Genomic DNA, 26,473 nt, shown 5'->3' on the forward strand with positions numbered 1-26,473 from the left:
AATCCCCCTCTGCAGAAGGCGACGATGTCCGCGGTGCTGCTGTCTTCCGACGGGCTGCTGATCGGCCATTCGGCCCAACTGGACAAGGCCGACGCCGAGCGGTTCTGCGCGATGGCATCGGCACTGCACAGCCTATCCCGCAGCGTCGGCCACCATTTCGACGCCGGCGGCGTCTGCCAGACCGTGGTGGAACTCGACCACGCCGTGCTGTTCGTCACCACGGCCGGAACCAACGCCTGCCTGGCACTGCTGGCGTCCGAGACCGCCGATATGGGTATGGTGGCCTACGAAATGAATCAGACGGTGCAGCGAGTCGGAACACATCTGTCGGTCGACACGCGCCCGCACCCACCCGCTTCGACACAGCCATGAGTTATCAGCACGATCCCTGGTACGAGGAAGACGCCGGTCCGATGGTCCGGCTCTTCGCCATCACCCGCGGCCGGGGTCGTGCCGTGCGCCGGGAACTGAACTTGGTCACCCTGGTGGTCGATGGCGCGCCGGGCACCGCACTGCGGCGCACCGAACCGGAATACGACGCCATCGTGCGGCTTTGCCGCACCCCGCAGTCGGTGGCGGAGGTGTCCGCGCGACTGAACCTGCCGCTGACGATGACGAAGGTCCTCATCGGCGACCTGCTCGACGACGGCAGGCTGATCTACCGGTCGGCGGAGCCCACGGCCGGGTCGGAGTCGGATCTCGGTCTCCTGCGCGCGGTGCTCGACGGCATCCGCGCGCTCTGACCCGACCCGGCCGGTATTCAGCTCAACCGCGCGACAAGCCTTTTCGCGTTCATGTAGGCGATCGCCTCGATCGAGACCATGGGGTTGACGCCCGACGCGGTGGGGAAGCTGGAGGCGTCGGCGACGACGACCGCCGGGCCGGGAGTGATGTTGTAGGACAGCAGCGACGCTTGTTTGAGCGCCCCGAAGATCACCCGCACGGATTCGAAGCGCGAATCGGCCAGCCGCAGCAATGCCCGTTCCCGTTCCTCCTGCGACAGGCGGGAGAAGCGCCGGAGACCGCTGCCGGTGAGCAGGCCGGTCAGCCGGGAATCCCACAGGTTCAGCAGCGTGACCAGTTGCTTCTTCTCCGCCCCGCGCGGATTGCGCCCCAGCAGTTGGAAGACGGTGTCAACGGCTCCGAGCGCGCTCGCCGACGGCAGCGTCAACCCGTCGCCGGGGTTGAACGTGTCGCAGATGACGTTCATCGCCGCGCGTTGCCTTGCTGTTGGTTCCATGTCGAACAGTCCCCTTCGTTTCGCCAGTGAGTTCTATCACACGACATGAACAACCACTAACTAAACACTCGTTTGTCCTGGTGATTTCGGATCTCTCGGAAAGAATGCATGGCCACATAGCGTTCACGCCCTGAGCACGCTCGCGGCCGCGTATCCGACCGCGAGGAACGCGTGCACGACCGAGACGAGCGCCTTGCCGAGTTCCGCCGTCGGGTTCGCGCCGGTCCGGGGCCGCGACAGCGACCACTTGTCGGATCAGCTACGACCAAGCGCCGGACGCGCGGGATGCGGACGATCGGAGCGGCTTCCCTCCGCTCGCCCGGACTCCGAGCCTTACAGGAGGCCCGAAACCACCCTCCGATCCCGGCGGCCCGGCCGCACCGCCCCGACGACCCGTAGGCGCACGCGCGATGATGGAACGGAGCCGATGACCATCGAGAGGATCGACGGATGTACCGTCTGAGGCGCTGCCTGGTCGCGGTGGTCGTTCTGTTGGGAGCCGCCGGATGCGGGAACACCGAACACGAACCGCCGCCCGCCCGCGGTGAAATCGTTGCCACGACGCCCCTGCTGAGTCTGCCGCCCGAGCAGACCGCCGCGCTGTTGACCAACGGCGGAATCTCCACTCCGGTCCGCAACGGCGTCGACGCCTTCCGCATCGAGTACCGGACGATCACCCCGCACGGCGACCCGACCACCGCCAGCGGGCTGGTGGCGCTGCCGCGCACGGACTCCCGGCGGCTACGGGCGGTCAGTTACGAGCACGGAACCATGACGCTGAAGAGCGACGCGCCGTCGGTCGACACCCGCAACCTCGCCGATCGGCTGCGTACGGTGGCCTTCGCCGCCGCGGGCTACGCGGCGACCGCACCGGACTACTTGGGCCTCGGGAACGGGCCGGGGACGCATCCCTACACCCATGCGCCCTCGGAGGTCAGCGCTTCGGCCGACCTGTTGCGCGCGACCGCTTCCCTCGTAGCCCAACAGCGCCGAGAGCTCGATCCGGACGTGCTCGTGACCGGCTTCTCCCAGGGCGGCCACGCCGCGATGGCGCTCGGCAAGGCACTGGCCGCCGGTGCGATCCCGGGCTTCGGGGTCGCCGCCTTGGCCCCGATCAGCGGACCCTACGACCTACGGCACGTCCAGGCGCCCGCCGCTTTGGACGGGCGGGTCCTACCGGGCGCGGCGGTGCTCTTCTTCTCCTACTGGATCACTTCCATGAACCGGATCCACCACCTCTACGACGATCCGACCGAGGCCTTTCAGCAGCCCTACGCCGACAAAGTCGAAGAACTCTTCGACGGCTTCCACACCGAGATCACCATCGTGACCTCGCTGGCGCCCACCCCCGGACAATTGCTGGCCCCCGGGTTCATCCGGTCCGCCGCCGAGCCGACCGGCGCCACCGCGGCGGCTATCGCCGAGAGCGACGGCACCTGCGACTGGACGCCGCGGGTGCCCGTTCACCTCTACGCTGCCCGCGGCGACCGCGCCGTGCCGTATCCGAATGCCGAGCACTGCCTGCAAGCTCTCGGCAGCGGCAACGCCACGCTGCGGGACCTGGGCGACGTGGACCACGCCGGAACGGCCCGGGTAGCCGTTCCCGAGATCCTCGGCTGGTTCGAGCAACAGTTCCCGCCGAGCTGACCGGGCGGATCACGCCGGTTGGGGCTGCGATTCGCAGGGCGCGTCGATCCCGTCCATGACGATCCGGATATCGAGGTTCGCGATCCGGCCCGAAGCGTCGAACTCGACCTCGCCGGCGAGACCGTCGTCGCCGAATTCCAGCAACCGGTAGTCGTCGAGGAATTCGGTGTTCAGTCCCCGCCGGGTGAGGTAGCTGTACACGGCACGCCGGTGATCCGTCAGTGGCAGTGCACCGAAGCCGTGCGCCAGCACGCGAGCGAGGCCGGAGGGGGTGGGCGCGGGCAATTCGAAGGCCGGGTGGTCGACGAGGAACGCCACGCAGGCGCCATCGATGACACCGCAGTAGGAGTGCCAGCGCCCACAGACGATCTTCGCGGCATCCGCCATCAAACCGGCCACCTGATAAGGCTCCGGCGCCGCGCCCCCGACGGCCACGGGCAGTTCGGCCGAACACAATTCGGCCACACGGTAGCGGGACCCGAACTCGCGCACGGTCTCCGCCGCGCGCAGCAGCGACGGCGGGTAGCCCCACGGGTTGACCCATCCCCACAACCACGTGTCGGCATCCGCCGTTCCGAGCAGGTGAACATCGGTGCACACGAAGGAGCCTTCGTCGCCGAGGAATTCGAGCCGACGTCCGTCCAGGTCGGCCTCCAACACGTGTGCGCCGAGCACCTCCTCGAGGTGCATGCGGTGCTCGAGCGACAGCAAGCCCGCGTCATCGAGAAGTCTCGTCAGTGGCACGGATTGGAACACCGCGTCAGCGTAGTCAACGCGAAGCCATCGCTCCGCTTCCGGACCGGCTGTCGTGCCGTGCTCAGCCCCGACCGGCCGTGCGTCCCGGCAGCGGGTGCGGCAGGAAACCGTCGGCGAAGAACATCATGGAGCCGCACTGGTCGCACCGGTAGGCATGCTGCTGGACCACCTCCTGGCCCAGTTCGCTGGGATCGACCCGGCGCCCGGCGGGCAAATCGCGGATTCGGCTCTGATATGGGGATTTCGACGTCACGGCTGGGACACGATACGGCCGGTCGCGCTTCACACCGGGCGGTCGTGCAGCTCGGCCATCGTCGCCTCGACCCGATCGAGCTCGCGCTCGATGACGCTGCGGCGGGCCGAGGGCAACCAGAACAGCACGCGGTCGACTCCCGCTTGCTCGTAGGCTTCGAGAACCTGGAGGTCATCGGCGGGTGCGCCCATCACAACGACGTCGATCGGGCGATCGGCCCGCGTCCGCAGCTCGGCGATCCGCTCGATGATCCCGGGGCCGTGATTGGGCATCCATGCGTCGCCGTACTCGAGCACGCGATCCAGCACCGTCGGGCCATTGCCGCCGACGAGGATCGGCGGGTGCGGCCGCTGGATCGGCTTGGGATCACTCCAGATCCGGTCGAACGAGATGTACTCGCCGTGGAACGAGGCCTCGTGCTGCGTCCAGATCGCCTGCATGGCCCGGACGTACTCGCCCATGCGCCGCATCCGCGTCCGCGGATCGGTGCCGTGATTCGCCATCTCCTCGCGGTTCCAGCCTGCGCCGATGCCGAAGTCGAACCGCCCGCCGGACAGCTGGTCGAGCGACGCGACCTCTTTGGCGGTGATGATCGGGTCACGCTGGGCCACAAGCGCGATACCCGTCCCGACCCGCAGCGCTTTCGTCGCGCCCAATGCGTAGGCGCTCGCCACGAAGGGGTCGTAAGTGTGCGCGTATTTTCGCGGCAGCGGCGGCGCGCCCTTCACGCCGTTCCATGGCGTGTCCCGCGCCGCCGGGATGTGCGTATGCTCGGCCCACATCAGCCACCGATGGCCGCGCTCCTCGACGGTTCGAGCGAGCTCCGCGGGCCCGAGGCCGTCGTGGGTGGGGAAGTAGGCTACGCCAGCATCCATTTGCTCGAAGTTACCCGCCGCACCCGAGACCGCCAAGGCGACTGGCCGCGGCCGTGGTGCCCGGCTTCGCTACCGATCACCCGGGAATGATGTACTGCACCTGAACCGAATCGGGCGAGTGGAAGATTTCCTTTGTGGTGACGGACAGCTCGACGTGGCCGGGGCCGGAGGGGATGGTGGCGGAGTTGTACCAGGAGCCGACCAGCTTGATCGTGGTGTTCCCCCGCGCACCGGTGTCGAGGTTGTGCCAGGAGACGTAGGCGGTGGTCGCGCAGGTGCCGATGCCCTCGAAGGCGCTGGTGAGGTGAAGTCCCTGGGAGGAGTCCTGGTCCACGTTCCCGCGAATCGTGCCGTAGCACAGACCCGCTTCCGTCGCCGTGGTGTAGAGGACCGGGAGGTTGACGGCCTCGGCCGAGGCGGTACCGGCGAAGACGAACGCCGGGGCGCAGGCCACTACGGCGGCAGCGGCAGTCGTGGCCAATTTGATAACTGAGCGCATGATCTTTCCCCTCTGAGTCTGCACACTGATCGACATGCCCGGACGCACGGCTGCCGGGCCTCGGTACCGGGAGTCCGAGAACACCGGCCCGGCTGCACGTCTTATCCGCGATCAACCTCTAGTCGTTACGCCGCACAGCATGTACCGCAGATACGACATCGGCCCGAAGGGATTACGAGCCGAAGCTCGAGCGCTGATAGCTGGAGAAGTCAGAATGTGGCGCCTGTAACGGGACTGGTTCTGTCGCGGACAGTAACTGCGGGCCGGGGTTGTCCGGCCGGTTCATGTCGAGTATCGGGAAGAGGGTGTAGCTGGGGTGGCGCGGCGCAGGGGGTTTTTCGCGGAACTGCAACACCAGCAGAGGCTGGCACAGCAACGGCAGGCGCAGCAGCAACGGGCAGCAATGCGCGCGCACAACACGGCTGTCAGGGAGGCGCAACGCTTCGCGCGGGAGCAGCAACGAGCCGCGGCCGCGGCCATGCGTGCCTCGGCCGCCGACCGGGCGGCAGCAGAGAAGGCTGCGAAACTCGCCCACATCGCGGCCCGTGAGGCAGAGGCCGAAGAGAAGAACGCGCAGCTCGCCGCCACCTACGACGCGATCGACCACCTACTGGACGCCACGCTGGAAGTCGATGACTGGGTCGACCTCGAGTCGCTTCGCGAACAGGCCACAGACCTCCCGTTCGATCGCCCCGAACTGCTCACTCCAACACCGGCTCCCCGCTACCACGCGCTGCCGGATCATCCGATCTTCGTGCCACCAGCCCCGCCGTCGGGTCTCAGCGGCGCCCTCGGCGGAAACCGCAGGCACGCGACCCAACTGGAGGCGGCGCAACGGGAATACCTGAACGTCGTGCAGCAGTGGCAGCTGACACTCGCCCGAACCTGCGCCGCGAACGCAGAACTACGTGCCCGGTGGCGGCAGCAGGAAGCCTCGCGTGTCGCAGAGCTCGGCGATGCTCGGCGGCGGCTCGAGCAAGCAAGCACCGAGCGCCGCCGACAGGTCGAAGAATCGAACGCGCGGCTGGATCGGTTGATCGCCGGACTACGTGAGCGTCGACCCGACGCAATGGACGAATACGTCGGCATCGTTCTGGCCAACTCGGTCTATCCCGAGACGTTCGAGGTGACCTACGAGCACTCCTTCGACGCTGGCGACCGCGAGCTGCACGTCACAGTTCTGGCTCCGCACCCTGACGCGTTCCCGACAACAAAAGCATTCCGCTACAACAAAACCACTGATGAAATCACCGAAACCGTGCTGCCTGCGGCCGAGGTCAAACGTCGCTACGCATCGGCGATCGCGCAGACCGCGCTGCGGACAGCGCACGAAGTGTTCGAATCCGATCGGGAAGAGATCATCGCCAGCATCGCACTCACCGTCGCTGTCGACACCGTCGACGCCGCTACCGGCCACGACACCCGAATCGATCTCGTCCGTCTGGCCACCGAACGGGCAGATTTCCTGCCGATCGACCTCTCACGCGTGGAGTCGACAGCAACCCTGACTCACCTCGCGGCCGCGGTATCGAAAAACCCCTACGGGCTGGTGCCCATGGCAAACCACGGAGTACGCGGATGAACGACCCCCAAGCCGCGATCGTCGCACTGCGCAAGATGCTGATCGTCAAAGAACGCGAATCCGCCGATCTCCAAGACCGCATCCGAGAACTCACCGCACAACTGCAAGCCCACCCGACCACAGCCGGTGCACCGCCTCCGCTGAACGATCCCCGGCTCATCACCGTGGACGACGCACTGGTGCTTCAAGAGGTGGGAATCTACGAGTACCACCACCCCCTGGAGAACGCCGACAGCTATAAACAAGCCCTCGCCGAGCTGCGCGCCGACGTGCGAGAAGCCGTGAAGACCAGCGAGGCCATCGTGGTGGCCAAGAAGTTCAGCTTCAACAACTCCCTCGCCGAGGGCCGCCGGTTGACCGCTGACCTTTCCAAGCTCATGTTGCGGGCATACAACGCCGAAGCGGAAAACTGCGTGCGAACCATACGCGCCGGCAACCTGGACACCGCCAAACGACGACTCGACAAGGCCGCCAAAGACATCGAAAAGCTCGGCGCGGCAATGCAAATGCACGTCTCCGCCGCATACCACGCGCTGCGGGTGAAGGAACTCGAACTCACCGCCGACTACATGATGAAGGTGCAGGAAGAACGAGAAACCGCCCGCGAGGAACGCGAGCGCTTGCGGGAGGAACGTAAAGTCGAACAAGAACTCGCCGCCGAACGCGAGCGACTCGAGAAAGAGCAAGCACACTACCGCGCCGTGCTGCAACGACTCACCGCCACTGGACAAGACACTCGGGATATCGAAGATCAGCTCACCCGCATCACCGAGGCGATCGCGCAGAACGACTACCGTGCAGCGAACATCCGCGCAGGCTACGTCTACGTCATCTCCAACATCGGCGCCTTCGGCCCCAACGTCGTCAAGATCGGGCTGACTCGCCGACTCGAACCACTCGACCGAGTCCGCGAACTGGGCGGCGCATCCGTCCCGTTCCCATTCGACGTCCACGCCGTGTACTTCTCCGACGATGCAGTCACACTTGAAAGCGAACTGCACAAAGAGTTCGCTTCGGCGCGACTGAACCACGCGAACCCCCGCCGGGAGTTCTTCTTCGCCAGCCCGGAAGAAGTACGCCGAGTACTGGCCAAGAAGGTCGGCAATCTACTCGACTACAACGACTCTCCCGAAGCCACACAATACTTTCAATCCAAGCGGTACTGGCCCCACCGTCGCGAGTGAATCTTCGAGCGGATGTCACTCGGGTTGTGGGCAGATAGCAGCTATTCGAACCCTGCGCTGTTCGTCACGGTCTCCTGAAGCCGGCTGGTCAGCGATGGGTGGCGATGAGGCGTCGCAGTGCGGCCTGGGGGGGGTGGACCCCATGTCGGCTTGCCGCCCGGGCGGCCGTGGACCCCGGCGTCTGCGATGAAGATGCCCGCGAAGGCGCGCAGCACCGCCCATCCGCGGGCGCGCCGCAGAGTCGCCGTATCCATGGACGACTGGTAGGCGTCATGAAAGCGGTCGGTGGCACCGTCGGGCAGCAGAATCCACGCGGCAGCGAGATCGAAAGCCGGATCGCCGGCGAAGAGGTCGCCGAAGTCGATCACGCCGCAGATCCCGCACCAACTTCCGTGGTGATCTCGAGCTCGGTGTGCGGCATGCGGCTCAATATGGCCCAATCATCGTCTCGCGCTACAGAAGCTCGATTCGATCGGGCTCGGGCAGCGCGTGCGGGCGTTCGTCCGTATACCAGGCGTACTCGATTCCGCTGAGCCAGCCGTCCTCGACCCACAGTATGACCTCGCCGATCGGTGCTCCGTTGCGGTCGGTGACCCCTCCGCTGGCGAAGATCCCGTCCGGCGAACCGGATGCTCGCACCGCACCGGCCCGCACCGCCAGATCGATGCTGGGTGAACCGATACCCCAGGTGGCGACGACCTGCGAATACGGCACCTGCGCCTGGTACTCGGAGGCGCCGGGGTCGCCCGACGACAAAAGCTTCATGGCGATACTGGTTTCGAGGTCGGTCAACGTTCGCGGCGGAATCGGTGTACTCATCGGTCTCCTCGGTCTCGCCGCGTCATGAAATGTATGCGGTGCCGATGCTGAAGACACCGTCGCTCATTGCGCCGCGAATAAGGATGGTTTGGCGATGCTTCGGCAAAAAAGACCTGCCCCCATCGTCCCTTTGTCCAGCTCGTACTCCAGCGAGCTCTTCAGCTTGTCGCGCGCCGTTCTGGTGATATCGGCGATGCACTGCGCGAGGAGGTCGGCAGGTCCCCCGACCCGCCGACGCAGCCGATGTAGCGCACGATATCCGTTGAAGCCCTCGGTCTCCGAAGTATTGCTGGCCGAAGAAGCGTACCTACTGCGGTCCTCGATGAACACCGGCGATCGAGCAGGCGGAGCTCAAGATCGGTCGAACTCGCCGTCCCGCGCGACCGACAGAAACGCATCCCACTCCGAGGGCGTGAACACCAACGCCCCGCCGTGAGGATTCTTCGAGTCACGAACCCCCACGCGCCCGCCGTCCAGGTGCGCGATCTCGACGCAGTCGTTTCCAGCAGCACTACGGGTGCTCTTGAACCAGTACGCTCCGGATAGATCAACGGACACAGTCGAACTCCTTCGCTACCTGCCGCAGTAGGCGTTTGCTATTCGGCACATCCAAAGCTACTCGCTGGATTACCTCGAATCCAGCTCGGTACCGACGCACGGTGCTGGTGCGCTCCAGGTAGATGTTGCCTGTGTAGCTCTCGACATAGACCACCGGCGGCTCCAGCGGCCGACCCTCTCCGTCACCGGCGAAGTCCAGGATCGTGAAGGGACCGGTCGAGACTCCCAGCGGGAAGCCTGCCCCGAAAGGAAGCACCTGCACGCGAACATTCGGCGGCAGACCGGCCAGGTGGTGCAGCTGCGTCGACATCACGCGTGGACTGCCGACGACTCGCCTGGTCACTGCCTCGTCCAGCACGAGCACAGCTGCCAGCGGCGAAAAGTCACGACAGATCAACGCTTGCCTGTTACGCCGCACTCGGACGCGACGCTCGATCTCCTCTGCGGTGTCCATCGGAAAGTAGACACGATCCAGCGCCCGCGCGTAGTCCGCAGTCTGAAACAGTCCGGGCACCATATCGGGGCGATAGACCGTGATACGAGACGCTGCCGCCTCCATCTGCACGTAGGCGTTGAACGTCGGATTCACCTGATCGGGAAACTCGTCCAACCACGACGGCGTCCTCCCCTGTGCAGCGAGCGATTTCAACACCGGCAGCATGTCCACCCGCTGATACAGCCTGCACAGCCGCCGCAGATCTTCCTCCCGGACGACCACGTTCGGCGCACCGGTTTCCAAACGGTGCAGCGTCCCCGCCCCGCGCCCGATGGCCCGCGCCGCCACTTCGATGGACAATCCCGCCTCTTGCCTCATGCCGCGCAGGCAGCGGCCGAGGCTGCGGTGTGGAACGCCTCCCGTCCCGCGAATGTCGGCTTTGAGCTGCCGAATACCGGCGCCCGCATCGCTCTCCCCCATGCTGTTTGCTCCCTTCCGTGGAATATTCACACCCACTGACTGGAATGTTCCGAAAGTCCTTGTGGAAGGCGGTCTTTCGCCCCACCGGAGGCTATTGTGCAGGGTCGCTGGAAGGTGTCCAGGGCTTTCGCCACTTTCTGTCGCGAATTTGCGCGGGAATATCCATACGGCCCGCATCCGGTGCTCCACTGACCGCGAGATCGGCGCGGCGTGACTCCCCGTTCGCCGCCACTCGGACAGTGGGAGGACACATGACCAACGCACTACCGCAACGCGTCCCGTTCCCACGGGCTCGCGCCCCCTACAAGGGCGTGCCGCTACCCGTGCTCGAGCGCTACGCCGATGCGCTGCGGCATTGGGCCGACACTTCCGAACGTCCCGGAGGCGGGGTGCCGACCCCTCCCCCGCCTCCGGTGACCCTCACCGAAGCCCTGTCATGGACCGAGTGACCCGCCATCAGGCCGTGCGCGCGCGAAGGCCGTGACCGTGCGCCACTACCGCGTCACAGTGCACTGCTGCGGCCCACACTGGCTCATCCACGTGCCTGCCGTGAACCGCTGGACAGTGACCGGCGACAAGTCGGCGATCCGGTCCACCGCCCGCCAGATGATCACGGCGACAATCGGATACGGCGACCACCCGCTCGAACTGGACCTCATCGCGGGCAGAGCGCTGCGCGACGCCGAAGAGTTCGCGGTGGGATGCCAGTTGTCGACGCGATGGCACGCACCGACGGGATAGGTGAGCTACTCGGCGCCTTACGCTCGCCTCGGAGCGCAGGCCGAGCCCCACATGTGCGCATCTTGTTCTGCTCGGCATCAGCAGGCGACGCCTCGAGTTCGACACTCCATTCGACGAAAGAGCCACCCGAAATTCATCGGTGCAGTCGAGGTCGCGTACACGCTCCTGCGGACGCCCTGTACTCGGCATGATGGTGCGATCGGCCAGCGTCGGACGCGCACTACTGCTCGTCGATCTTCCGAGGTGCCGCGCCGGGCCGGTTCGGTCAGCGCGATCAGCGGCATTGTGCTGCGCTCCGCCAGCTCGGGTTGCCTACCAGCCGGGCGGTTACAGGACGAGCATGGCGGCAGCGACCTGGTCGGCCGCCGCTGGGCGCAGAGCGGTACCCATATCGTCGAGGACGAGCAGTCGCGCCCCGGGGATTTCGGCGGCGAGGACCTCACCGTTGCCGACCGGGAAGAACGAGTCGGCGCGACCGTGCACCACGAGCGTGGGCACGTCGAGTTCCCCGAGCCGCTCCCGCCAGCGCGGGGCGCAGTCGATCCGGGAGAACACCGTCCCGAGCTGGTTCGCCTGGTGCACCGCGGGATCACTCGACGGTGTCCGATCCCAGATTCGGGCCGCCGTCGCCCGCGCCTGCTGCGGATCGTTGCCCATCAGCGCGGCGCCCTCGGCGGCGAACGCCGCGACCGCATCCCGGTCGGTCCAGTCCGGCCGTGGGCGCGAGAACAGCGCGCCCGTGACCGCGCGGTCGTGGTCGGGCAGGTCCTCGTCGACCGGGCCCGGCGCCACCGGCCGAGTGCCGACGAGGGTCAGTGCGCAGAACACGTCCGGGTGGTCCAACGCGGCGACCTGAGCGACCATCCCACCGACGCCGACACCACCGAGATGGGCGGTCCCGGCCCCGAACACCCCGACCAGCGCGGCCGCGTCGGCGGCGAGATCCCGCAGGTCGTAGGCCGGATTCTCCGGGGTGAGGGTCGTCGACGCGCCGGAGTCACGCAGGTCGTAGCGGACCACCCGCCGCCCGCCCGAGGCAAGCCGCTCGCACAGCACCTCAGGCCAGGACAACATCGTCGTGCCGCCGACCAGCAGGACCAGCGGATCGTCCTCGCGACCGAAGCTCTCGATGCCCAGATCCACACCGTTCGCCCGTACCGAGGTCATACACGGTCTCGTCATGCCTGGACTCCTGTCTCTCGGTATACCCAACGGTATCGACGACAGATTCACCCGAAAATGATCGGTGCAGCCGAGATCGCGTCCACACCCCCCCAATCACCCGGAATCGGAATTACGTGCGTTCGAAATATGATCGGTTGCTGCGCAACGTCATAGGCGTGCTGCCGACCGCCGTCACCGTATCTGGAAACAGGTTCAGCGGTTGGTCGTTGTGATCCGCGGACGCAGCTGTGCGGCATCCATGTACGTCAGCGCACCCCCACCGCTGTCCTCAGCCTGCGGATACCCCGGATCAGCAACGGGTTGTCCCGCAGGCGCGGTGGCGTGCGTTCGGGATCCATCAGTCCGTTGTTCGCCAGCGGGCTGTCTTCGTCCTCGACGGTCCTCGCCTCGAACCGCACCAGGGTCCGGCCGTTGCCGCGCAGGGTCTCGATCGTGCGCAGCAGCGACGACATCTCGGCGAGTGTGGCGTCGAACTTCGCGGGTTCGGCATCGAGATGTTCGCAGATCAGCTGGCGCCGGATACCGAGGATGGTGTCCCGCAGCAGGTCACCTTCCTCGGTGGCGGGTGTCACCTCGACGGCCAGGTCGCATTCGGTGTCGAAGCCCATCGAGCGGTTGTTGAGGTTCGACGATCCCACCCGCAACAGCCGATCGTCCACGACCAGCACCTTGGCGTGGACGTAGATCGGCGCGCCCGCCTCGGTGACGGGGTAGTAGACACCGAACCGGTTTTCGGTATCGGCCTCCCATAACAGATGGAGTAAGCGGCGGCGAGCCCCATCCATCGCCTGTTGCTCGAGCCAGCCATCGGCGTGACGCGGCAGTACCAGCACGACCTCCGGACCATTCGGCTCACGTAGCCGCGCGGCGATCGCCTCGGCGAGAGTGCGCGAGGCAAGGTACTGGCTCTCGATGTACAACGACCGCGTGGCGCCCGCGATCGCCGCCAGATACAGCGCCTCGACCTCCCTGACTTCGGCGCGGTCGGCGAGTTCTGGGAAGGTCCGCACGATACCAACATCCACAGACCGCATCGTCGGCTCCAACCCGTCCGGCCACGGCGTGTCACCGGCGATCTCGTCGACCGCGGCCAACTGCTGTCCCGTCGCCGCCTTCCACCGGGCCCGGGCCAATTCGCCGATCGCCTTCGCCGCGTCGCCGTCGACGGCGGTGGTCGCGTCGTGCCATGGTCCGTACCGGTTGCCGTTCGGCTCGGTGCGGTAGTGGTTGTCGTCCCGATGGTCGCTGGTGTCCCAGCGGTCGACGGTCATGTCGATACCACCGCAGAAGGCGAGCGCGTCGTCGATCACCACAATCTTCTGATGGTGCGCTGAACCGATCGGGTGCGCGCCATCGATTTCCAAGTGCAACCGCCGATCGGTCATCCAATTGACAACGAAGATCGGTGTCATCCCCCGGCCGATCGCCGCGAACGCGCCGATATTCCACTTCAGCAGGTAAATGTCGAGATCCGGTCGCTGTTTCGGCAGCCAGGACAGGAATTTGCCCAGCCGATTCGGCCCTTCGAGAGTCTTCTCCTGCGGCTCGAACTTGATCCGGGTATCGAAGTCCCAGCCGATCAGCACAATGCGTTTACGGGCCTGCAACATGGCGGACTTGGCATAGCGGAAATAGTCCGCCGCGTCGACAATGCATGCCAGCCGGTCGGCCCGTGCGATCTGCCAGCAGGTTTCGCCGGGTATGAGGATTTGTCGCTCGTCGCTCATGGGTAGTCAGTTCTCTCGTCCAGCCGGACACCCGCACCGCAGGTGACCGATTCACAGTACTGCGCGGTCGCTCACCTTCTCGGTGAGCATCGTCACCGCGATCCCGTTCCGCCCTGCTGGTCCGCGACTTGACGGACTCGGTGTGACGATGCAACCTGCTCACCCGCCCAGCAGAGGACGACCTCACCTCCTGATTCCCTTGGGCTGGGATGCCGGGGGCCAGGACTGCCTGCAGCGATTCGTCCGTTCCGTGCCCCGCCAACTGGACCCGGATACGCGAGTGAGAGTGATCGCCTCCGAGGGCGAGGGGGCGACGAAGCGGCCGGCTCGACCGGTGACTTCGTGCGGCACCTGCCGACGTCCATCGCCGACGTGTGGCCTCGATTATTGGATCTCACCTTTTTAGTTTCTGGGCAGCCAGGAAGCGCTACCGAGCGGGCTTTTCGAAGACGAGATCAACGACGCGCTGGCGGCGATTCGAAATATCGCAGGATGAGAGCTTTCTGTCCCGATCACGCAACGCCTGGCGGGGTAGAATCGGTTCGAGCAAGACGAGCAGTCTCCGAAGCGCCGCCAGGGCGCACACGACTCCGGATGTACCGTCGGCGCGGCGACGCACCTATGCTGCGCGAAGCGTCGCCCTGCCGGGACCAGACCCCGACGCAGCGATGAAAACGGTGATCACGCGGACGGCGGCGAAGTCCACCGCCGCTATGCGGGCACGGGTGAAATCGTCGCCCTCTACCGAAGATACAACATCGACCTGAGGGAATTACGCACCCTGGGCGCGGGCCGGGTCGGCCCCTGGTTCAGCGACCCCGATCGGTGGTGGCACGAAGAAGTCTTCGGGTAGGACTGCGATCCGGCCAACTGATCAGGTTCACGTCGACCCTGTCGTCGGGCGCTCGCGGTTCGGGTTGACGGGCGGCGTGTAGACGACATGACCGCACATGGTGCCGATGTGGAGGCGGCGCAGGGCCGTCGGCCTATAAGCAGGCCAGCGGCCCAACGCGCCGAACCGAGTCCGCAGGGTCACCCCCAGTACTCGCCGCGCTTCTTCCGCTCTTCCACTTCAGCCAGGTACGCGGCCTCCTCGGGTGTCCCTAATTTGTCTTCGTCGCCGAACCGGTCGCGCAAGTGGATTCGCTCGTTTTCCGGTACAGCGTCGCGGCGTGCGTTGAATGCCGCCCATCCCGCCTCGATCTTCGCCCGTTCCTCATCGGAGATATCGACGGGGTGCGGGTATTCACCGGGTGCATAAAACGTCCTCCCGTTGATCTTTTCCGGCATCGTCCTCTGTCCTTTCTATGGCCGGGGCACTTCGCGCATTCGAACGATGATGCGCCCTGTCTCCGGGTCGGGAAATTTGTTCTCCACATAAAACGGGGTGTCGGTCTTGAACACGACTTCCAGCTCTTCGGGAACGCTGGAATGGTGACCGATGTAGCGGCCGTCTGCCGACCAGATTTGCATTTCCACCGGCAGATCCTTCGCGGCCGCCGGGGTGGCGGACGCCGACGTGAACGGCGCTTCGGTCACCGTTGATCCGGGTTCGTACCGTGCCAGGTCCTCTGCGGAAATGTCCACGCGCCGGGTCACAGGCCCTTCGTAGGCGGGGCACTTGTCCAATGCGGCATTCATCGCGTCGCGCTCGGCTATCTGTGCGGCTGTCAGTGGCTCGCCGGATCGGATCGCGGTGTTGAGTGGTGCGCTGTTGCCGGTGTAGCGGCCGATCGTGTCGATATCCGCTCGCGGTAGATCCACTTTGGGGATACCTTCGGGATGTTCGATCTTGGGTAGTTCGATCGGGTCCTTTTTCGGCGGCCCGACCGGATCGGGTTTGACCGGCAGGCGCCCGCCCGGTAGAGCTTCCAGGTCCCGCACGTGCCGGGCGATATCCTCGTCCAGCTTCACCCCGGCCGCGATCCTGCGTTCGGTCTGCCATTGCTCGATCATGAGCCGGATCGGCCGGGCATACCGCGCACAGATCGCAGCGGCGCCGGCCACACCGACAGCCGCGGAGACGCCGAAGGTGATCCAGCTCGAGGCAATCGAGATGGCCGCGTTGATGGCCAGCTCGGTCAGCAGCGCATCCCGAATCGCCTCGAGTTGGGTTTTGAGGTTGGCGCGTAACTCATCCAACGCCACACGGTGGTCGCGGCAGGATTGCGCCAGATCGTTCATCGCGGCGATCACTGATTCGGCGGAAGCCTTGACCGTGCGCAGGTCTTCATCGATGAACGCCACTTCGGGTGCGGTGAGCGAATCGAACGCCACCGCCGCGGCTTCGAGCGCGGCCGGGAACGATGCCACCGCTTCGGCTGCGGCGGTCCGCGCCCACGTATCGCCCGCGTTGGAGATGGTCGTGGCGTTGCCGTCCGGCACGATGATGCCGATCATCTCGGCAAGCCCGATTCCCTCGTCGACCAACCCGTTTCCGGGACCGCCGGCCGAGGGCAACGGGATCCGGCACACCACTACCGGAGGCAAGAACGGCGCGGGCTGGGCGGGTGGCGGCGCTGTCTCACCGATGGTTGCTTTGTGTTCGGCCAGCTCGTGGTTGTAGCCGAGAGTCTGCAATATCGTGGCGTAGTCGTGCGCGGCGGTAGCGATTTTCGATACCATGCTCAGAATGGCGGCGGCCCGATTGTCGTAGGACTCGCCCCACTTCTTCGCATCCGAATACGAGCCCGCCATATTCGTGGCCTTGGCCATGTTCGGCCACTCGTCATCGATGGACATCCAGAATCGCGACGCGGCATCGGCTAATTTCTGCGCGGTGTCGTAATAGACCGGCACCGACACGTCGAGCACGGTCACCGCGGGGCCCCGTCGCCACCGCTACCGCCACGCCCGAGGACAGCCAGATTGGCCGCCACGACAGCTTCGTACTCATTGCGAGCGGATGCGGCGGCGGACTTCATCCTCGCGAGCCCGTCACGGATCTTCGCAGCGGCAGTGGTCCACTCGGCGTGAGCCAGGGCGTGAGCTTCGGCGGCTTCACCGTTCCATGTTCCTTTCAGAGCGGCTATGCGTTCGTCTATCTCGACCAGGGAATCGGCCACAAATCCGTTCAGGCCCTCTATTCGGGCGGTTACGGATTCCAGGTGCGCGAGATCGACGCGATACTCGGTCACGGGTTCTCCCAGCGGTTTCGGTTGGATCGCGGTCAGATCGGGGGCAAGCTCAACGAGCTGTACTGGTTCGCGGCCTCCGTATCGGCGGCCGCGCTGCGGTCGACCACCACGCCCAGCAAGTCGGCCATGTCGGCCAGCGCTTCGAACACCTCGAGTGCGGCGCTATGGGTCTCGTCCCAGGCGCCCGCGTATGCGCTGGCCGCCGCGCCGCGCCAGCTCGACACGAGCCCGTCGACTTCGGCACTGGCCGACCGCAACCCGCTGATGAGGGCCTGCGCGGTCTGTTGCACATAGCGCCCCGCATCGGAGACGGTTTCAGGAACCACGGTGAACGTGGTTGTGGCGGACGGGTCGTACGTCAACTGCTATGCCCTCTCATCCCCCCGCAGGATGGTTTCGAATGGTTGGACGCACCGGACAGTCATTCGGTTCCATCCGAAACTCAAACTCTCACACCGGATCTTCCGGCCCAAAACCGAGTGTGATGTACAAGCCTCGCCCGACGGGCGGATCGCGCGAGGGCGGCTCCGGGATCCGCAGGTCGAAGCAAGCGCCGACGAGCGAGTGCCCCAGAACGTCCCGATTTCGTAACACTCCATGGGCTCATCGACGGCTTCAGGTCGGTCAGCGGCGACCTGTGCGATGTCGGGACGGGGCGCGGATCTCGGCGTCAGCGACCTTGTCGGCGCGCACGGTGTAGATCTGAGTGTTCGATGTGGTCGACACCGCGGCAGGCTCCTCAGTCCGAGTGGTGGCCCAAGCCCTCCAACCGAGGGAAGGCGCCGCGGCGATGGTCGGCCTTTATAGTTCACACCGCAGCCGGCCATCAAGGGCGATGACGGTTGGCTGGTGATCAGATGGTTTCCAGGTAAGGACTCGGCGTGAACATATTGAGTCAACGTTGTCGAACACTCAACTATGCCGTAACCACTCCCAGTTCCGCCGCGATGCCGCTCGAGCCCGACATACCCGGGGTGACGCACGACTTCGGCGAGTGCCTGCTTCTTCTCGTCGGTGTCGAGCGCGGAGACTCGGCGTTCGCCCGTGCCGCAGCCAAGGCGATCCGCCGCATCGCGCGCAAGACCGACACTACCTGGATCGTCATCAATGGCTTCTCGCATCTGACCCGGCCCGGTCACGAATGCGACACCACGACGGCCAGAACCGTGCTTGCCCAGATCGCCGCACACCTGCGCGATCACGACTTCGCGGTACACATGATGCCATTCGGCTGGAACAAGACCTGGCGCATGGAACTACGCGACGGCGAGTGGGAGCAACGGATGACCCGCTTCCCGCCGATTCATGCCGACCGCAACGATCTCGCCCGGCTCGAGGCGTGAGAGCTGAACACTCGAGATCCGAGTCCCGCGCGTTGACGAGCCCGTGACCGCCGGGAAGTAGCGGGGCGCGAAGCGCACCTCCCACGAACCTGCGCGGTCTACGACGCGAGGAGTTTCCTGCGACGAAACCGGTCCCAGCTAGTCTGCGGGTTCGACTCGGAGACCGGGGAGCAGTCCGCTATTCGCGCGAACTCACCGAGAGAGGCGGTGCGGTCGATCGGAAAGTGCAGCCGGGCACGGGAGCGACGGCAAGGTGGCGGCACAGGATCAGCGCCCGTTCCCCCACCTCCACCTCGGTCAGTTGCACCGCCTCGCGGCCGCGCCGGTGCAGGAAGCGAATGTACAAATCGAGCTCCTCGAGTCCGAGACGGCCGCGCTCGTGCCCGGCGGCGACGGCGCACCGAAGGGCGACCCGAGCGGTCCGAACGGACCACCGCGGTCTGCCTCCTCCACCGCCGCTCAGGTGCGAGAATATTATTCTCGCATCAGGAAAGGATAGTCTCGCAACTGGGCGGACACGGCGACTCGAGAAACGATGACACACCGTTCTCCCGTACAGTGCACTCATGTTCTCTCCATATGACCGAGGACCGATGCGCCCGTGACCAGCCCGAGCGAGATTCCGGCCTGGAAGCAGCGCGCCGTCGAGCGCTCCCTACGCACCGCGAAGTTGCGGGCCGAGGAGCGCGTGCAGCGGTTTCTGGACGCCGCCCAGGCGATCATCACCGAGAAGGGCAGCACGGACTTCACCGTGCAGGAGGTGGTGGACCGCTCACGTCAGTCCCTGCGCAGCTTCTACCTCCAGTTCGACGGCAAACACGAACTGCTGCTCGCCCTCTTCGAGGACGCCCTGAGCCGCACGTCCGACCAACTGCGCGCCGCCGCCGACGGCCAGACCGACCCGCTGGACAAACTCCAGGTGGCCGTCGAGCTGCTGTTCGAGCTGTGCCGGCCGGATCCGTCGGCACAACGCCCGCTGTTCACGGATTTCGCACCGCAGCTGCTGATCTCGCTTCCCGATCACGTGAAGGTCGCGCACGCGCCGATGCTCGCGCTGTTCACCGAACTGATGGACCTGGCCAAGGACGCGGGCCAACTGCGCCCGGAGGTCGATTCGCGCCGGACGGCGGCCATGGTCATGCAGACCGTCATGTTCACCGCGCAATCCGCGGGAGCGTCCGACGACGAGACGCAGCATCCGATCACCGCATCCGAAGTATGGAACTTCTGCGCGCACGGTTTCGCTCGCGGCTGAGAATCTATTCTCTCAAAAGAGCTGAACTTACACTCGGGTGCATGCCTGATCTGTGGAGTGATCTCGTCTCCTGTCTCCACTTGTCCGCGACGCCCTCCGGCGACGAGGCCTGCCTCGAGGGCCGCAATCTGCGGTTGCCCTACAGCCGGGTGTCCGGTGGTCAGCTGCTCGGCCAATTCGTCCGGGCGGCCACCGCGGGCGTCCCGGACAAGTCGATCAAGTCCCTGCACACGGTGTTCGCGCGCGAGGGCCGCGTCGACGAGCCGATCCGCTACCGCGTACACCGCCATCACGCGGGCCGCTCCTTCGCCACGCTGTCGCTGATCGCCGAGCGGTCCGGCGGCGTCGTTGCGACCGCCTCGGTCTCCCCGCACGCCGAGGAACAGTGCAGTCCATCGCCGCGCCGCCGGAGCTGCGCCGGGGAACGATTCCGCTGGTTCTACACTGACCCCGCTCGGTGAGTGACGTTTAAGCTGGAATCGGACGGCCTATGCCCTGGCAGTAGGGAGCGGATGAACATCGCCAAAGCGCCTCAGCCGGAATACCGGCGGGCCTGCTTCGCCGATCTGGAAGACATCGCGGCCATCGAGGCCGAGGTGTTCGCCGAGCCGTACCTGTATCTGATGCTGCGCCAGCTGTTCGACCTGCACGGATCCGAATGGCTGGTCGTGGAGGTGGACGGCACGGTGATCGGTTACGCGCTGACCCTGGAGAAGAAGGGCCGGGCGTTGCTGTTCACCTTCGCGGTGGCCAAGAGGCACCAGGGCGGAGGGTACGGGCGCGGCCTGCTGAGCCGCACCCTGCAGACGTGCCGGAAAGTGGGAGCCGAAGTGGTGTACCTGACCGTGCGGCCGGACAATCAGCACGCGAGCAACCTGTTCAAACGAGCGGGCTTCGAGTTCGTCGAGCACGACGACCGGTATTTCGGCCCCGGCGAGCCCCGCGACGTTTTCGAATACCGGCTGAAAGGCCGACCGCTAGACTCGTGACATGGGGGAGATCTCGCCCTTCGTCGCATCCGTCTCGACTCGGATCACAAGGCGCGCCGACGAATACACCGCCGAACTCGATCGGGGTGAGCGCTCCGAGCAGACCGAACTGGAGCAGTTCGCCGCGCACGCCGAGGCTGTGCTGGCCGACTACGACCCGCCCAGCGCGCGGCGGCACTCCGATTCCCTGGTGTTCCGGCACCTGTACGCCGCCGCACGGCAACCGATACCCGACGAGGCCGGCTGGCGGGTGCCGAGCGCGATCCCGGCGGCGCTGCTGGCCGCGGAACTCGAATTCCGCGGCCCATTGCGGCTGAGCAGTCGGCAGAACACCATGCTGGCCGAGGTGTACGAGCAGTTGGGCGCCCAGCTCTCCGCGGCGCGTCTGCCCGGTCACGCCGCCCTCGCCTATCGCAGAGGCGCCGCGCTGTACCGGATGAACGAGGACGACGAAGCCCAGGACCGCTGCGGTCTGCGCTTGGCGCGGGCGCGCACGCTCGCGCTGCCGCCGGGCTGGCGGCGGTGGACCGGACAGCTGTCGTATGTGCTGTGCGGCTACGGGTACCGGCCGTTCTGGCTGCTCGGCTGGGTTGCGGTGCAGCTGGTGCTGTGCACCGTCGCCGCTTTGGCCCTGAACGGCAATCCCTCGCCCGCCGCCACCGTCTATACCTGCGTGACCAGCTTCATCAATCCCTTGGGCCCCGGTGACACCGAGGATCTGCGCCCGATCGCCCGGCCGTTGTTCGCCGTGGAAGCGTGGATGGGCACGGTTTCGATGTCGGTGTTCTTCGCGCTGCTGGTGCGCAAGTGGTTCCGGATGTAGCGCGACGCGGCACTACCATTCGGCGTCGAAAGCCCTGTGCCGCAGTGCGTCCAGCGTCGCGATGGCGATGCGGTTCTGCAACCGTGCGACGAGGGCGTTCCACTGGCGGGACAACCCGGGATCCGTCTGCAACTTCTGCCACAACGTCCGCATCGATGCCGGAGTGTGCGCTCCCGGCATCCACAATCCGGTGAGATCCTCCAGCACGGGGGCGAGGATGTCGGTGCGTTCGCGACTGTGCGAGGGGAAGCGGTCGGCCTCGGCCAGCGCGTCGGTGACGACGGTCAGCAGCCAGTCGTGCGCGGCCAGGTCCTCGCAGAACCGCTGCGCCTCATGCGGATCGGCCTCGTTGCGCACCCGCATCCGGACGGTGCGCACGGTGGCGTCCAGGTGCAGCTTGGCGGTGGGGCCCGCGCCACCCCCGATCCAGGCAACCCAGCGCAACCGGGTGGCGCCTGTCCGCACCGGCGGCTTCTGGTCCAGCCTGGTGTCGGCGCGCAGGCGAGCCAGCAGCCGCTCGCTGATGGAGGCCAGGTCCAGCGTCTCGGCGCCGACCGGACCGGTCAGATAGCCCTCGGCCAAAGCCTCGGGGCTGCCGCTTCTTTCGGGCAGGCGGCTGATGACCTCGGTCACGCCCTTGCGGCTGAGGTAGTGCGACCACGTCTGCCTGCGCCGGTTGGCCGCGCGGACCACCTGGGTGCGCGCACTGGACTGCAGCACGCGGCCGCCGGACAGGACCGCGCTGGTCGCCACGGTCCCGACGATGTGGGCGGTCTGCTCGCCCACGGCCAGATCGCAATCGACGCCGACCGCGGTGGTCGGCGACACCGCCAGCGTGCCCAGCCGCTCCCGCCAGCGCACCGTGCAGCCCGGCATGAGCGCCAGCAGATCGCAGGCCTCGGGTCCGGTCAGCGCGGTCGCCGACGGAAGCAGGCAGGTGCGTACTTCACCGAGCACGACCAAAGGCGTGGTCGAGGCCATATCAGGCTCCGTCGAGCAGCAGGTGCGAGAGCCGCTCGCTGACCGCGCGCGGCACCGGCACCGGTGGCACCTCGTCGCCGCCACGGGCGATGGTCTGTTCGACCACGTCGTCGTCGAGATCGAGATGGTCGAGCACCAGCCGCACCGCGTGCTCGATCCCGATGTACCGCTTGGGCAGCATCGACAAGGTCTTGTAGGCGGCGAACGGCGCGGCGGACGGATTGAGCCGCACCACCGGCGGAATGTCGTGCCAGCGGCGCGGCGTGAGATCTTCGCGACGCCATGGTTGCGGATCCACCACGGCGGCGCCGTGGTAGCGCAGCATGCCCAGCCGCAGCAGATGCCAGGCCGCGGCCAGGAACGGGCACGACCAGCGCGTCACCGCCACCCCGTCGACGACGTGCTTGCTCCACAGTTCCACGTCGAGAAAGATCGAATGCTCCCGGCGGCCGAATTCCTCCGGCGGCTGATAGATCCGTTGCCGCATGGCCTGGCCGCGTTCATCCTCGGAGGACCGCCGTCCGTTGCACAGCCAGCCCGACTCCGCGGTCGGCGGCCTGCGGCCGGTGCTCGGCGGCGCGGGCTCGGCGACGATGCGCGCGGCCACCGTCTCCGCCACGGGAATCGGCTCACCGAACGCCACACCGTCGACGAACCTCGAGGCCCGCCAGCAGGCGGACTCCCGGGCCAGATAGTCGATGACCAACCCGGCTTCGTCCGCGGCGCCCAGCAGCTTGGTGAGGATGGCGGCGGGGTCGGTGTCGGGCTGGAAGTAATCGTCGATCAGGTAGCAGGTGCTGACGCGGGCGTTCGGCCCGAACTGCACCTTGGCCGACTCGGTGAAGGCGGATACCAGCGGGACGATGCGGCGGAACTCCGCGCCGACCCGTTCGATGTCGGAGCTGATGTCGTTGAGATAGAAATGCCCGACCTCGATCGACAAGTGCGACAACGGGACCGGAGCGATTCGCGGCTGTTCGGTGGCCTCGCTGTAGCCCTGTGTTTCCCCCAACTACAGCCTCTCCCAGGTCGCGTTGTCGACCAGTCGTCGAGCGAGCTCGGCATAGGCCTGCGTGGTCTGCTCGTTGGCGATCTGGGCGTTGACGTCGGCGTCGAGAATGAGCTGTTCGCGCCGTTGCAGCACGGGCTCGATCGGGGTCGAGCCGAGCACCGCCGTCGTGCCCAGCCGTTTGGCGGTGGCCAGCCGCCGCAACGCGGTGTCCTGCTCTTGCAGCCACGCCGCCTGCGCCGGGCGCTGGGCGACACCGTCCCAGTTGGCGTCGGGCACCGCGGTGCGCACGTAACGCACCGACCCGAGCAACTCCTCCGGGTCGTGGCCGCACTCGGCTCCGGTCTTCAGCAATCCGTGCGAGCCGTACACCAGGCCGGCGGCGGCCAGGATGTGCTGGCGCGTCCAGCGGTGAAAGATCAACCATCGAGCGGTCAGCCCGCGCAGTTGCGGCAAGGCGGTCGCCTGCAACACGATCTGCAGCGCCGCGGAACGGCCCGCGCTCAGATCCACGAACACCACCCGGAACTCGTGATCCAGCGCGACCAGCAGTTCCGCGCAGCGCTCGACCACCGCGTCGTCGTCGGTGAGGAATTCGGCGCCGCCCTCGTCCCCCGGCAGTAGCGCCAGCCGTCCCGAGTTGGGGCCGATCCGGCGCAGTTCCGGCCGATCGGTCGCCGCGCCCACGTCGACGCGGGCGACGGTTCCGCTCTCGCCGAGCAAATAGGAATGCACGCCACCGCTGGGCACGCCGCGTTCGGCCGCGCCGATCTCGAACAGCGCGCCAGCCGTGGGTGAGCCGAGGTCGAAGTCGGCGTAGACGACGTTGAGGCCGGACCGGCACAGCCGGTAGGCGATGTTGCAACTGGTCACCGACCGTCCGGTGCCGCCCTTGTCGGAGGTGGAGAACACCAGCACGATGCCACCCCTACCGTGTCGCGTCCCTGCGGGCGTAGGCCAGTTCGTCGAGCTGGACCAACGCCTGGGTGGCCAGGCTGTAGGCGGGGCCGGGGCGTTCGCGCAGCACGCGGCGGGCCCGGTCGAGCGACTGCCGGATCCGGTTGATCGCCGCCTGTTTCGGCGAGCAATCCTGGCCCTCGACCTCCAGTTCCTCCTGATTGAGCAGATGCTCGGCCTCGCTGAGCAGGTCCACCGCGCGGGCGACCATCGCCTGCGAAGCCAGCGGCGGCTGCTCGAAGGTGCTGTACGCGATGACCAGGCACTCCATCATTCGCTCCGTGACGAACCAGGACGGCCCTTCCGTCCGTACCTCGCCCGCGCCGACCAGCCTGCCGATGTCGTCCCACAGACCGACCACCGAGCCGTTCCGCAGCACCCGCCGGTCGAGGTGATCCATCGCCGCCTCGGCGAGCTCCATCAACCGGTCGCGGGTGTCCACGTCCGTGCGCAGGCGCGCGGCATCCAGGCAGCGTTTGAGCAGCAAGGTCGCGAAATCCGGTACATACCAGATCAATCGGGATCCGTCGGCGGCGTCCTCGCTGCCGGCCAGGTTCAGTCGCACACCCGGGAAGTGCAGCGGCGCGGCCGGATCATCGCCCGTGAACCGGCTGGTGATGCGCCCCCGGCGGGCCAGCTGGTCGAGCACCGACACCGTGCGCGCCAGATCCTCGGTGCTCTCCCGGTAGACCAGGTCCTGGATGAGCACGGCGGCGACCACGAGACTGAAGTACTCCGATTCCTCGCCGTCGGAGGTACGCCACGGGATGTCCTCCAGCGGCCAGCGGCCACTGTCGAAGCGGGCGACCCTCCACCAGTAGTTGCGGGTCAGCTCGAAGCGCAACTGCAGCGCGTCGGCGAGCGTGCGCTGCTCGTCGGTCAGCAGATCGAGTTCGCGGATGCGCTGCGACGACAGGTCGCTGATGCCGTCCAGGGCCACGGCCGTGAAGTACAGGTACGGACGGGATTCGGCGTGCCCGGGCGTGCTGCTGACCCGGCCGGGCACGAGGTCGATGGGTTCGGCGCTGCGCACTATGCCCCAGCTCCATCCGCATTCGAACAGCCGCCCGTCGTCGGCGATATCGATCTCGGTGGTCTGGCTGAGCCTGACCTCGTTGGCCGCCTGCACCCGCAGGCGTTCCAGCTGTGTCGACAGCCGTTCGATGACCTCGTCGGACGGCGTGCGGGACTGATTGAGCATGTAGACGATCGACTGGCCGTATTCGGTCTTCGGTTCCGGTGTGTGGATGACGAAACTGCGGACCAGGCCCGCCATCGCGGCGGTGAGCCGCGCGCTGACCTGTTCGATCACCATGGGGATCCGCTCGCGCAGGTGGCGAGCCTCCAGCCGGACCTCGCCGCTGACGAAGCGCATGAATCCGCGCAGGAACCGCAGCGCCGCGATGCACAGACTCAACGACATCGAGTACGAGTCGACGACCTCCACCGCCTGCTGACCTGGGGTGAGCGGAGTGTCGTCGCCCGAGCGCAAGTAGGAGCCGCTGGCGAAGATCGGTTCTCCGTCGGGTCCGCTGTAGCGGCGCAGATAGTCCTCCACCAAGTCGACCAGGACGCTGCCGATGCGGGTCTCCTCACCGAACGGGGCGAGCGCGGACCGGACGTCGGGACTCATGTCGTTCGGCTGGTCCAGCGCGAACGCCGCGATCTCGGTAGCCGGATACAGCAGGCAGAGCAGTTGTTCGGCGTCGCTGATCGAGTTGGCGCCGTCGCGGCCGCCCCACGTCCACGTTCCGTTCCGATAGGAGTAGGCCAGCACCGCTCGCCACAGCTCGAGCAACTGCTGCCTCGGCCGATCCTCATCTTTCTCGGACCTCGCCCCCGCATTCGACCGGCGGCGCCGGACGTCGTTACCTAGAGTGTGCCCCGCGAATGTTCACTTAGTGCTGCGTTCCTCAAAGGTGGTAGATAAAGCGGCGGCGTAGGGTCCTTGGTTTCGGGGCGGGTCGGCCCCAGACCCATGGTCGCGCGCGGGCATT

31 protein-coding genes and 1 pseudogene are annotated in these 26,473 nt (G+C 66.5%); 12 read left to right on the plus strand and 20 right to left on the minus strand.

Annotation, left to right across the window (positions count from 1 at the left end):
• Nucleotides 1-24 precede the first annotated feature (24 nt).
• Entirely contained in the window at nt 25-372 is a 348-nt protein-coding gene (locus tag ACWEO7_RS20350; protein ID WP_452425235.1) for a roadblock/LC7 domain-containing protein, read from the plus strand.
• Nucleotides 369-743: a DUF742 domain-containing protein gene (locus ACWEO7_RS20355; RefSeq protein WP_452425237.1), complete on the plus strand. Its 375-nt coding sequence runs from the start codon at nt 369-371 to the stop codon at nt 741-743. Before ACWEO7_RS20350 ends, ACWEO7_RS20355 begins: the two co-directional genes overlap by 4 nt.
• 17 nt (nt 744-760) lie before the next feature.
• Here ACWEO7_RS20355 and ACWEO7_RS20360 read toward each other — a convergent pair whose 3' ends face one another.
• Complete coding sequence (locus tag ACWEO7_RS20360) at nt 761-1,240, minus strand: hypothetical protein (RefSeq protein WP_452425239.1); 480 nt, start codon at nt 1,238-1,240, stop codon at nt 761-763.
• A gap of 450 nt (nt 1,241-1,690) precedes the next feature.
• Here ACWEO7_RS20360 and ACWEO7_RS20365 point away from each other — a divergent pair, with 450 nt between their 5' ends.
• The gene (locus tag ACWEO7_RS20365) at nt 1,691-2,887 is read left to right on the plus strand and encodes a hypothetical protein (RefSeq protein WP_452425241.1); all 1,197 of its coding nucleotides are present in this window, start codon (nt 1,691-1,693) and stop codon (nt 2,885-2,887) included.
• Between the two features lie 9 nt (nt 2,888-2,896).
• On the opposite strand, the gene ACWEO7_RS20370 is transcribed toward ACWEO7_RS20365, so the two are convergent.
• The 4 genes from ACWEO7_RS20370 to ACWEO7_RS20385 all read right to left on the minus strand — a co-directional run bounded on the left by ACWEO7_RS20370 (nt 2,897) and on the right by ACWEO7_RS20385 (nt 5,270).
• A complete protein-coding gene (locus ACWEO7_RS20370) occupies nt 2,897-3,643 on the minus strand; it encodes a DUF6882 domain-containing protein (RefSeq protein WP_452425242.1) in 747 nt (248 codons plus the stop codon).
• A 61-nt stretch (nt 3,644-3,704) separates the two neighbouring features.
• Nucleotides 3,705-3,896, minus strand: coding sequence for a hypothetical protein (locus ACWEO7_RS20375; RefSeq protein ID WP_452425244.1), 192 nt, complete (start codon nt 3,894-3,896; stop codon nt 3,705-3,707).
• A 29-nt stretch (nt 3,897-3,925) separates the two neighbouring features.
• Nucleotides 3,926-4,771 carry an LLM class F420-dependent oxidoreductase gene (locus ACWEO7_RS20380; protein WP_452425245.1) on the minus strand — a complete coding sequence of 282 codons (846 nt, stop codon included), beginning with the start codon at nt 4,769-4,771 and terminating at the stop codon, nt 3,926-3,928.
• A 76-nt stretch (nt 4,772-4,847) separates the two neighbouring features.
• Nucleotides 4,848-5,270: a hypothetical protein gene (locus tag ACWEO7_RS20385; protein ID WP_452425246.1), complete on the minus strand. Its 423-nt coding sequence runs from the start codon at nt 5,268-5,270 to the stop codon at nt 4,848-4,850.
• Between the two features lie 316 nt (nt 5,271-5,586).
• Here ACWEO7_RS20385 and ACWEO7_RS20390 point away from each other — a divergent pair, with 316 nt between their 5' ends.
• Entirely contained in the window at nt 5,587-6,852 is a 1,266-nt protein-coding gene (locus tag ACWEO7_RS20390; RefSeq protein WP_452425248.1) for a hypothetical protein, read from the plus strand.
• The gene (locus ACWEO7_RS20395) at nt 6,849-8,036 is read left to right on the plus strand and encodes a DUF4041 domain-containing protein (RefSeq protein WP_452425250.1); all 1,188 of its coding nucleotides are present in this window, start codon (nt 6,849-6,851) and stop codon (nt 8,034-8,036) included. The genes ACWEO7_RS20390 and ACWEO7_RS20395 overlap by 4 nt, the downstream gene beginning before the upstream one ends.
• A gap of 41 nt (nt 8,037-8,077) precedes the next feature.
• Here ACWEO7_RS20395 and ACWEO7_RS20400 read toward each other — a convergent pair whose 3' ends face one another.
• The 5 genes from ACWEO7_RS20400 to ACWEO7_RS20420 form a co-directional block, all read right to left on the minus strand.
• On the minus strand, nt 8,078-8,404 hold the full coding sequence (locus ACWEO7_RS20400; RefSeq protein ID WP_452425252.1) for a hypothetical protein: 327 nt from the start codon (nt 8,402-8,404) through the stop codon (nt 8,078-8,080).
• 85 nt (nt 8,405-8,489) lie between these two features.
• The gene (locus ACWEO7_RS20405) at nt 8,490-8,855 is read right to left on the minus strand and encodes a hypothetical protein (protein WP_452425253.1); all 366 of its coding nucleotides are present in this window, start codon (nt 8,853-8,855) and stop codon (nt 8,490-8,492) included.
• Between the two features lie 63 nt (nt 8,856-8,918).
• Entirely contained in the window at nt 8,919-9,185 is a 267-nt protein-coding gene (locus ACWEO7_RS20410) for a hypothetical protein (protein ID WP_452425255.1), read from the minus strand.
• A 21-nt stretch (nt 9,186-9,206) separates the two neighbouring features.
• Nucleotides 9,207-9,413, minus strand: coding sequence for a DUF397 domain-containing protein (locus ACWEO7_RS20415; RefSeq protein ID WP_452425257.1), 207 nt, complete (start codon nt 9,411-9,413; stop codon nt 9,207-9,209).
• Nucleotides 9,403-10,506 (minus strand): helix-turn-helix domain-containing protein, encoded by a 1,104-nt coding sequence (locus ACWEO7_RS20420; protein ID WP_452425259.1) that lies wholly within the window; start codon nt 10,504-10,506, stop codon nt 9,403-9,405. Before ACWEO7_RS20420 ends, ACWEO7_RS20415 begins: the two co-directional genes overlap by 11 nt.
• A gap of 74 nt (nt 10,507-10,580) precedes the next feature.
• Between ACWEO7_RS20420 and ACWEO7_RS20425 the strand changes: the two genes are divergently transcribed.
• Both ACWEO7_RS20425 and ACWEO7_RS20430 read left to right on the plus strand, forming a co-directional pair.
• The gene (locus ACWEO7_RS20425; protein ID WP_452425261.1) at nt 10,581-10,778 is read left to right on the plus strand and encodes a hypothetical protein; all 198 of its coding nucleotides are present in this window, start codon (nt 10,581-10,583) and stop codon (nt 10,776-10,778) included.
• 100 nt (nt 10,779-10,878) lie between these two features.
• A complete protein-coding gene (locus ACWEO7_RS20430) occupies nt 10,879-11,070 on the plus strand; it encodes a hypothetical protein (RefSeq protein WP_452425263.1) in 192 nt (63 codons plus the stop codon).
• Between the two features lie 327 nt (nt 11,071-11,397).
• Here the strand turns inward: ACWEO7_RS20430 and ACWEO7_RS20435 are convergent, their stop codons facing one another.
• From ACWEO7_RS20435 to ACWEO7_RS20460, 6 genes are all read right to left on the minus strand, one after another.
• On the minus strand, nt 11,398-12,237 hold the full coding sequence (locus ACWEO7_RS20435) for an alpha/beta fold hydrolase (RefSeq protein WP_452425292.1): 840 nt from the start codon (nt 12,235-12,237) through the stop codon (nt 11,398-11,400).
• Nucleotides 12,238-12,500: 263 nt separating this feature from the next.
• Nucleotides 12,501-13,982: a phospholipase D-like domain-containing protein gene (locus tag ACWEO7_RS20440; RefSeq protein WP_452425265.1), complete on the minus strand. Its 1,482-nt coding sequence runs from the start codon at nt 13,980-13,982 to the stop codon at nt 12,501-12,503.
• Between the two features lie 1,032 nt (nt 13,983-15,014).
• A complete protein-coding gene (locus ACWEO7_RS20445; protein WP_452425267.1) occupies nt 15,015-15,272 on the minus strand; it encodes a hypothetical protein in 258 nt (85 codons plus the stop codon).
• Between the two features lie 15 nt (nt 15,273-15,287).
• A complete protein-coding gene (locus ACWEO7_RS20450; RefSeq protein ID WP_452425269.1) occupies nt 15,288-16,412 on the minus strand; it encodes an ADP-ribosyltransferase in 1,125 nt (374 codons plus the stop codon).
• 386 nt (nt 16,413-16,798) lie between these two features.
• On the minus strand, nt 16,799-17,119 hold the full coding sequence (locus ACWEO7_RS20455) for a WXG100 family type VII secretion target (RefSeq protein WP_452425270.1): 321 nt from the start codon (nt 17,117-17,119) through the stop codon (nt 16,799-16,801).
• A 32-nt stretch (nt 17,120-17,151) separates the two neighbouring features.
• Nucleotides 17,152-17,481, minus strand: a complete 330-nt coding sequence (locus ACWEO7_RS20460; protein WP_452425272.1) for a WXG100 family type VII secretion target — start codon at nt 17,479-17,481, stop codon at nt 17,152-17,154.
• 519 nt (nt 17,482-18,000) lie between these two features.
• On the opposite strand from ACWEO7_RS20460, the gene ACWEO7_RS20465 reads away from it, so the two are divergent.
• The 5 genes from ACWEO7_RS20465 (at nt 18,001) to ACWEO7_RS20485 (ending at nt 21,529) form a co-directional block, all read left to right on the plus strand.
• The gene (locus ACWEO7_RS20465; protein WP_452425274.1) at nt 18,001-18,462 is read left to right on the plus strand and encodes a threonyl-tRNA synthetase editing domain-containing protein; all 462 of its coding nucleotides are present in this window, start codon (nt 18,001-18,003) and stop codon (nt 18,460-18,462) included.
• Nucleotides 18,463-19,063: 601 nt separating this feature from the next.
• Complete coding sequence (locus ACWEO7_RS20470; RefSeq protein ID WP_452425276.1) at nt 19,064-19,717, plus strand: TetR/AcrR family transcriptional regulator; 654 nt, start codon at nt 19,064-19,066, stop codon at nt 19,715-19,717.
• A gap of 41 nt (nt 19,718-19,758) precedes the next feature.
• Nucleotides 19,759-20,178 (plus strand): acyl-CoA thioesterase domain-containing protein, encoded by a 420-nt coding sequence (locus ACWEO7_RS20475; RefSeq protein ID WP_452425278.1) that lies wholly within the window; start codon nt 19,759-19,761, stop codon nt 20,176-20,178.
• Nucleotides 20,179-20,229: 51 nt separating this feature from the next.
• Entirely contained in the window at nt 20,230-20,706 is a 477-nt protein-coding gene (locus tag ACWEO7_RS20480) for an N-acetyltransferase family protein (protein WP_452425279.1), read from the plus strand.
• A gap of 1 nt (nt 20,707) precedes the next feature.
• On the plus strand, nt 20,708-21,529 hold the full coding sequence (locus ACWEO7_RS20485; RefSeq protein WP_452425280.1) for a hypothetical protein: 822 nt from the start codon (nt 20,708-20,710) through the stop codon (nt 21,527-21,529).
• 12 nt (nt 21,530-21,541) lie between these two features.
• On the opposite strand, the gene ACWEO7_RS20490 is transcribed toward ACWEO7_RS20485, so the two are convergent.
• From ACWEO7_RS20490 to ACWEO7_RS20505, 4 genes and pseudogenes are all read right to left on the minus strand, one after another.
• Nucleotides 21,542-22,510: an SCO2521 family protein gene (locus ACWEO7_RS20490; RefSeq protein WP_452425282.1), complete on the minus strand. Its 969-nt coding sequence runs from the start codon at nt 22,508-22,510 to the stop codon at nt 21,542-21,544.
• Between the two features lies 1 nt (nt 22,511).
• A complete protein-coding gene (locus tag ACWEO7_RS20495) occupies nt 22,512-23,522 on the minus strand; it encodes an SCO2522 family protein (RefSeq protein ID WP_452425284.1) in 1,011 nt (336 codons plus the stop codon).
• Nucleotides 23,523-24,437 (minus strand): SCO2523 family variant P-loop protein, encoded by a 915-nt coding sequence (locus tag ACWEO7_RS20500; RefSeq protein WP_452425285.1) that lies wholly within the window; start codon nt 24,435-24,437, stop codon nt 23,523-23,525. It abuts the gene before it with no gap.
• 10 nt (nt 24,438-24,447) lie between these two features.
• A pseudogene (locus ACWEO7_RS20505) lies at nt 24,448-26,277 on the minus strand (SCO2524 family protein); the annotation flags it as partial.
• Nucleotides 26,278-26,473 lie beyond the last annotated feature (196 nt).

This window comes from Nocardia sp. NPDC004260, assembly GCF_053603155.1.

Coding starts and splice junctions, on each gene's coding strand:
- ACWEO7_RS20480 (WP_452425279.1), top strand. CDS start 20,230: ATGAACATCGCCAAAGCGCCTCAGCCGGAATACCGGCGGGCCTGCTTC.
- ACWEO7_RS20360 (WP_452425239.1), bottom strand. CDS start 1,240: ATGGAACCAACAGCAAGGCAACGCGCGGCGATGAACGTCATCTGCGAC.
- ACWEO7_RS20420 (WP_452425259.1), bottom strand. CDS start 10,506: ATGCGGGCCGTATGGATATTCCCGCGCAAATTCGCGACAGAAAGTGGC.
- ACWEO7_RS20350 (WP_452425235.1), top strand. CDS start 25: ATGTCCGCGGTGCTGCTGTCTTCCGACGGGCTGCTGATCGGCCATTCG.
- ACWEO7_RS20440 (WP_452425265.1), bottom strand. CDS start 13,982: ATGAGCGACGAGCGACAAATCCTCATACCCGGCGAAACCTGCTGGCAG.
- ACWEO7_RS20405 (WP_452425253.1), bottom strand. CDS start 8,855: ATGAGTACACCGATTCCGCCGCGAACGTTGACCGACCTCGAAACCAGT.
- ACWEO7_RS20445 (WP_452425267.1), bottom strand. CDS start 15,272: ATGCCGGAAAAGATCAACGGGAGGACGTTTTATGCACCCGGTGAATAC.
- ACWEO7_RS20475 (WP_452425278.1), top strand. CDS start 19,759: ATGCCTGATCTGTGGAGTGATCTCGTCTCCTGTCTCCACTTGTCCGCG.
- ACWEO7_RS20425 (WP_452425261.1), top strand. CDS start 10,581: ATGACCAACGCACTACCGCAACGCGTCCCGTTCCCACGGGCTCGCGCC.
- ACWEO7_RS20365 (WP_452425241.1), top strand. CDS start 1,691: ATGTACCGTCTGAGGCGCTGCCTGGTCGCGGTGGTCGTTCTGTTGGGA.
- ACWEO7_RS20485 (WP_452425280.1), top strand. CDS start 20,708: ATGGGGGAGATCTCGCCCTTCGTCGCATCCGTCTCGACTCGGATCACA.
- ACWEO7_RS20385 (WP_452425246.1), bottom strand. CDS start 5,270: ATGCGCTCAGTTATCAAATTGGCCACGACTGCCGCTGCCGCCGTAGTG.
- ACWEO7_RS20380 (WP_452425245.1), bottom strand. CDS start 4,771: ATGGATGCTGGCGTAGCCTACTTCCCCACCCACGACGGCCTCGGGCCC.
- ACWEO7_RS20395 (WP_452425250.1), top strand. CDS start 6,849: ATGAACGACCCCCAAGCCGCGATCGTCGCACTGCGCAAGATGCTGATC.
- ACWEO7_RS20355 (WP_452425237.1), top strand. CDS start 369: ATGAGTTATCAGCACGATCCCTGGTACGAGGAAGACGCCGGTCCGATG.
- ACWEO7_RS20435 (WP_452425292.1), bottom strand. CDS start 12,237: ATGACCTCGGTACGGGCGAACGGTGTGGATCTGGGCATCGAGAGCTTC.
- ACWEO7_RS20490 (WP_452425282.1), bottom strand. CDS start 22,510: ATGGCCTCGACCACGCCTTTGGTCGTGCTCGGTGAAGTACGCACCTGC.